The following is a 5,529-nucleotide window of genomic DNA, read 5'->3' on the forward strand; positions in this document are numbered from 1 at the left end:
CGGCATAACAATTGGCATCATTAACAATGCCACTTTTTTTATCAGTCTTTACACATTGACGCCCCATAACCCATTCAAGAGCAGGTTTCCCATTTACGATATAGTTGTAAGCGTCAAGAGGAATATCTGTCATGATGATATTGCTATTATAAATGACAGTAGACTTATCTTTTTCTTTTATTTTCACATTTTTTATTGTTTTCTCAATTTTTTCGAATTCCATTTCTGTAACGTGATAAAATTCTTCAAGATTAGAAATATCAGTCAGTGTTGGATCACCCTTTTTAAAGGTCACTGGATAAGGTTCCACAGTTTCATAATTGACATGCAAATGACCCAGTTCACGTCCTGCTGTTACAAACTTCCAAAAATCTTCAGCAGTTTTCACACAAGGGATACGAGGCAATTCTTTACATAAATTATGAGCATAACGAGCACGATAATCTTCCGAATGCAAAATTCCATAAACATAATAGAAGATATCTTCTTTTGTTATGGTCTCATTAGGATAAGTAGACTGAAACTTCTGTAAACCCGCATCTGTAATACCATCACGAACTTTCTTTTTTGCACCTGTAGTAAATAAACTATGGTCATGATGTTTCTTCTCTTCGCAATGAAACATAAGCGGATAACATCTTGTTTTTTCTAATGTATCATAGGTAATGGGTTTATTAGTCATGAGACAAGAAAAACTTGAGTTACTACCACTACCTGAAACACAAATACCAAGATTATGTGAAATATCTGGATTAAAAAATTTATGTGTTTGTCCTAGTACTTCATTAAGAAATGGCGATGTATAATGCCACATTGTTATAAACGGGCGGTAAAGAACGAGAGCTTTTAGATTTGGTTCAAATTTTGCATCTATTCTTTGCTTTAATTTAGAACGAAGGCTTCTTGACCAACTAATTTTTGTAGCATCATAATCAATAATCTTTTCCATAGGTACATAAGACTTTTCAGCAACGAGACTCCTCTGTATATTAAAAAAATCAATTGTTTTTTGAATGGATGCATCTAATTTTTCACATGAGAAATTGTAAACCCAAGCATCTCGATTTGATAATACACCAGGTGACATTATCTCAAAAAGTTTAGCATCTGCTAAAATATTTTTATTTCCCATTGAAATAAATTGATCAAAATCTGCTCTTCTTTTCTTTATCCAATCATAGTTCTCATTAGGGCTAATTTGAATAAACTTTTTAGATTGCACTATTGCTTTTACACTTCTCAATGTATTTAATCTTTCTAATTTTTCTTTGGTAGAAAGATTATTACCAATATCATGATAGTAAATCTTACATAGCTGTTTATTATCTGGATTACGTACAAAAAGAGTTATAGCTATTCCATTCATGCAACCAGATTTAAAGACATTTTCTCCTTCTTTTGCTATATCTTTTGATTTCATATTTTTTCGAATATCACCACGAAGATTAATGATATAAATAGCAGAATACTCATTTTGTAAGCATCTTCGCATACCATCAGCAAATGTTTTATCTATCCATCCATTACCAGAGACATAAGCTACAATACCTCCTTGTTGACTTAAGCGATTACTTGCCCAACGAATGGCACGAATGTAGCTATCGTAAAGTGCTCGCATATTCATTGATTTAGATTGAGCAGCATATGTATCTCGAATGCTATCATTAAGTGTATCATAAGATACATTCGGATTATTATCATTGGCATTTTTTTGCCCTACGGAATAAGGAGGATTGCCAACAATGACTTGAATATCAGCTTCCTGCTGTTTTTTACATCGTTCCGAATTTTCAAACAAATAACGTGTAAAAAAATCTTTTTCCTCTAACATCAGAAAAGTATCGGTTAAACAAAGCCCTTCAAAGGGTATATAGTCTCTTTTCATTAGACTATGATAGGTCGTTTCAATATTAATCGCTGCTATGTAATAGGCAAGCAAGACAATCTCATTGGCATGGATATCATGACGGAATTTATATTCCATATCTTCTTGCTTAATCAATCCAGATTGTAAAAGCCTTGTGATAAAGGTTCCCGTTCCAGTGAAAGGGTCAAGAATAGAAACACCTCGAGTGCTTAAACTTTTTCCAAATTCTTGCTCTAAAACATCATTGACGGAATGTAAGATAAAATCAACGATTTCAATAGGCGTATAAACAATCCCAAGTTTATCTGTTGTTTTTTTGAATGCCTTGGTAAAAAAATCTTCGTAAAGTTTGATAATAAGATTCTGTTTTGCATGCGTTTCAATAATACCCTCTGTATCATCCTTTACACTTTGATAAAATTTTTTAAGATCTTTGACTTCGTCTTTAATATTCATTTTATCAAGTTCAGCTAAGATTTCTTCCATAGCTTGTGAGATGGCGTTTTTACGTACAAACTCATTTCCATCAAACAAGGATTCAAAAATAGGACGTGTCACAAGATGTTGCGCCAGCATTTCGAGTGCATCCTCTTGCTCGATACTGTCATTTAAACCGTTCTTTAATTCTTTATGAAAGGCATGAAAGGCGCGATAAGCTTCACTCTTTTTATCAGCGACTATGCTTTTAAGACGAATAATATGATTTTGTGCAATCTCAGCAACATTGCCAGCCCAATTTCCCCATTGATTGGGCTCTCCACATTTTTTGACAATGATGGGCTTAATAGCACGCGATAATTCATCAATATAATAAAAATCGAATTCTTCTTGTCCCCCATACCTATGAGAATTCTCACTCGCTACTGAACCAATATGAAGCCCAGCACTTTCAGGTTTTGCGTGGAAAGAAAGTTCGTCAGCAACTGCGGTCATTGCTTGTAAAGCAGGGTCAAAAGTTACCCCTACAATCTCAAACAGGTGACGAACATCTTGGTCTAGCTCTAAGGCTTTCATTTTGTTTTTAAAGTTGTCATCATGAGCACGTAAAGCATTGAGAACTTGCCAGATGACATCATACTTTGTATTGTTTGCTAAAGCCTTTTGTGGTGGAATATTAAAGGGAATACCAACGGGTAAAATAATATAGCCTGTTGTTTTACCTTCTGCGCGGCGCATCACACGTCCTACCGCCTGTATCACATCTACGTGACTTTTACGCGGGTGTAAAAACAGTATCGCATCAAGAGCAGGGACATCGACTCCTTCAGAGAGACAGCGGACATTGGTTAATATACGACAGTTATTTTCATCTGTATCTTCTTTAAGCCAATCAAGCAATTTATTACGGTCTTTACCACTAAATCTTCCATCAATGTGCTTAACATCAAAGATAAGAGATGTCTTACTTTCAGGAACAAATTTATGATATTCATCAATAGCGTCATTGAATATTTCGCTAACTCGTTGAGACGTATTGATATCTTTACAAAAAGCCAGAGAACGACGCATAGGCTTTATGTCGTTATCCTCATCATCTTTCTTTTCTATTTGGGAAAGCGCTTTGTAGCAGCCAATGATTTTGGTTGTATCATCAAGAATAAGCTCGGAATTTTTATCTTTAAGACGCTTCTGAATCGTTGCATTGATAATTGCTTCATCAACAGCTAGGACAATAACTTTATAAGGTGTTAAAAGCTTATCTTTTAGAGCTTTTGAAAAAGTATACGTGTAAAGATTTTTCCCATAGATTTTTTCATCATCCATGGACGCCAGAACGGCATCAGATACGTCAGCCTTCTTCTTCAACTTGTCGGTAAAGATCTTTGGTGTTGCTGTCATGTAAAGGCGTTTTTTCCCTCGAATAATACTATTGTCATGAACCTTAACAAATTCAGATTCACTGTCGTCTGTTCCCAACACAACTCCAGTGGTCCTATGGGCTTCATCACAAATAATCAGATCAAATTCGGGTAAATTATACTCTTTTTGTGCATCAGCAATCACTTGAATGGAATGATAGGTAGAAAAGATCACTGTCATAACATCAGGCGACGTCTTATGGGCTTTACTAGCAAGCTCTTTGGCATCTGTTGTCGCAGGTAAGACAAGATCTGATGTATCCATGGCAATGGCATCATCTTGGACTTTACGACGCTTGCCCACTTGTGTATCAGAACACACAGCAAAGGAACGTAAAGGCACTTCTGCATCTGTCGTCCATTCTCTTATCGTTTGTGACATAAGAGCGAGAGAAGGCACCAGAAACAAAACACGCTTGCCTTTCCCTGCTATCTGTTCTGCTATCTTAAGACTCGTAAAGGTTTTCCCCGTTCCACAAGCCATGATCAGCTTGCCACGGTCTGCTTCTTTTAAACCTTCACAAACCGCTTTGAGCGCTTCTTTTTGATGATCTAAAAGCTTTTTTTTCGGTTTCTCTTTAAGGACGGCTTGTCCTTGTTCTTTATAAGCCCCCCAATCGATTTGGCTGTTTTCCAAATCAAAGAGATTAATGCGTTGAATGGGGACTTTTTGCCCTTGGCAGGTTAAATCAACATTCTCACTCCAATCGGTTTCCGTACTGTCAACCAGAAGTCGACGGGTGAATGGATCTTTGCCTGAGGCAGCGATAAAACTATCAATATCTTCTTTTTTAATGCAGTGAGAAGATTCATAGAATTTACACTGAATAGCCGCATAGCCTTCCTCATCACGAATCTTAGCGACTAGATCAATGCCAATATCACGCCCATCTTCCCCACGCTCTTTCGCCCATTCACAATAGGTCTGAACGGTCTCATATTCTTGCTTTTGAATGGGGTCCCACGTCAAATAAGTCTTGACCAGGTTTTCGAAAAGAGTTCCTCGTTCACGAGGGTTTGTGGCACCCTCACGACAGAATTGTAAGAGAGAGCGTAAAGAGATTGGTTTATTATCAGACTTATCAGATTGCAGCATTATACAGAAAACTCCATTTGCCTTATGACGTCGATCAATTGTCATCAAAAGAATCATAATGAAATTAAATAAAAGGATTCACGATAAATATCGAGTACAAAATGAAGTAAACACACCCAACAAGCGCATAAAATGTTTGAAAATAAATTTTATGAAAAATAGTCACAGACAGTAAAAGAGTGAAATTTACTAGTCGTTTTATGAATTCATCATTTTATGGAGCTATCAAGAGAGGCTTTAAGATATGCTTTAAATATCAAAAAGAATATTTTGAAGTGTTTTACCATGCATTCAAAACGATAGGTTTCGTATGCTAAAAAAACACCAAAATCACGACAAAACCCCTTGGTATATATTCTATTAATTGTATTTATAGGTTATAACGTTAATATAAGTTGTGTTGTCAAAATACTAACATATTGAAATATAATGTTTTTTATTTTTCTTACTCTTTAAAAAAAATAATATAAGCATACCCCCCACTTCCAAAAGCAACAAAACTCTTTTTAAGAAGAATTCTGGTCATTTTCTTTGAAAAAAGGGGCAGTGAACAGAATATCATTAAAAAGAGCTTTGTGTGATTGTCTTAAAAAACTCTCAAAAGAGATTTTTCTATTGTGTGGTCCTATGATTTTTCACCAAGGGGTGCCATTCATAGCGTTTTGTAGGGCGACCGCCTTTTTGGCTTTTCTCTTCATAAATTTCAC

The 5,529-nt window shown here is 35.7% G+C and carries 1 protein-coding gene; it reads right to left on the bottom strand.

Annotation, left to right across the window (positions count from 1 at the left end; translation table 11 throughout):
• Positions 1-4,822 (bottom strand): type ISP restriction/modification enzyme (locus BN67_RS09250; RefSeq protein WP_019223825.1); only part of this gene is annotated, 4,822 nt, incomplete at its 3' end.
• Between the last annotated feature and the right edge of the window lie 707 nt (positions 4,823-5,529).

Origin of the sequence: Bartonella rattaustraliani AUST/NH4, assembly GCF_000312565.1 — a bacterium.
GTDB classification, from domain to species: Bacteria; Pseudomonadota; Alphaproteobacteria; order Rhizobiales; family Rhizobiaceae; genus Bartonella; species Bartonella rattaustraliani.